Origin of the sequence: Alkalibacterium gilvum (genome assembly GCF_900109085.1) — a bacterium.
Taxonomy (GTDB): Bacteria; Bacillota; Bacilli; order Lactobacillales; family Carnobacteriaceae_A; genus Alkalibacterium; species Alkalibacterium gilvum.
In genome coordinates, this window is sequence record NZ_FNYW01000089.1 from 1 (window position 1) to 1,160 (window position 1,160).

The following is a 1,160-nucleotide window of genomic DNA, read 5'->3' on the forward strand; positions in this document are numbered from 1 at the left end:
CCCATAAATACGGTCCCGTTTGTCAGTCAAATTGATTGCTTGAAGTAATTCGCTTACATGTTTTTGTGCATTTTTTTTGCTAACTCCATAGAGTTGGGCCCGAATCATTAAATTCTCTTCGATTGTAAAATCTTCATCTAGGCGATGATTTTGAAAGACTACGCCTATTTCATCTTGGGGTATATCCTTATCAAATACGATTTCTCCACTATCAGGTGTCAATAAACCAATAATCATATGGATGACAGTTGATTTTCCAGCACCGTTTGTTCCAAGAAATGCAAATGTGTTGCCTTTTTCAACAGAAAACGAAAGATCATTTACTGCCTTTACATCATCAAATTTTTTACTTAAATGGCTAACTTTCAGCATATTATCCCTCCTAAATTATTTATGGCTCTATCTCTCCATATTTTTTTCATGCAAAGTATAAATTATTTAATTCTTTTCAAATACATTATTTTAGTATAGCGGTGTATCCATATATGAAATTGGATACGATTCATGAATAAAGAATCGTATGGGTTTAGTTTTTTTTATTTTTTTAGTTTATTGTTGGGATAATAAAACATTTTTCTTTATCCTTAATATAAGGAGATGATTAAATGAACGAAGCAATGAAAATTAAAAACATCGAGAAAGCCATGGAACCATTAGGAATTTCAATCAAAGAAAATTTTGTTTATGGTTATACAGAACCAGGATTACTCTCTTCACTTACTTACGGAGCTTTTTCTTCTTTTGTAGATATGGAACATTTTTTATTAATTTTCATTAAAGAAGAGGTTGTTTTAGTAGGATTAACCTTGATGGGAGATTTCTCAGATAGTTATATTCGCATTCCGAGAAAAGATATTGAATTATTTCATGCAAAAAAAGGACTGATCCAATATAAATTACAACTAAAAATAAAAGATGAGAAGAAAATAACTATTAAAGCGAATAAAATAATAGCTGCTGCCAAATGGCAAAAGGCTAATTTAGCTTTTCTTAATACTGTTCATTGGTATCAATGATAAAGTTAACGTTATGAGTAAATAAGTGTCTAAGTAATATCATCATCTAATAAATTAATAGTAAAATATTCTATAATACAATCAAGTGGTCTAATAAAGATTAAAAATTAGTTAAACAGATAGTTTTTTGTCTTTATTTTTTTT

The 1,160-nt window shown here is 28.7% G+C and carries 2 protein-coding genes; one reads left to right on the forward strand and one right to left on the reverse strand.

Annotation, left to right across the window (positions count from 1 at the left end; all coding sequences use genetic code 11):
- Nucleotides 1-372 (reverse strand): ATP-binding cassette domain-containing protein (locus tag BMX83_RS10660; protein ID WP_143059545.1); only part of this gene is annotated, 372 nt, incomplete at its 3' end.
- A gap of 233 nt (nt 373-605) precedes the next feature.
- On the opposite strand from BMX83_RS10660, the gene BMX83_RS10665 reads away from it, so the two are divergent.
- Nucleotides 606-1,016, forward strand: a complete 411-nt coding sequence (locus tag BMX83_RS10665; RefSeq protein WP_091636858.1) for a hypothetical protein — start codon at nt 606-608, stop codon at nt 1,014-1,016.
- The last annotated feature ends 144 nt before the right edge of the window (nt 1,017-1,160 follow it).

Excerpts from the sequence above, each read along its gene's own strand:
- BMX83_RS10665 (WP_091636858.1), top strand. The coding sequence starts at position 606 with ATGAACGAAGCAATGAAAATTAAAAACATCGAGAAAGCCATGGAACCA.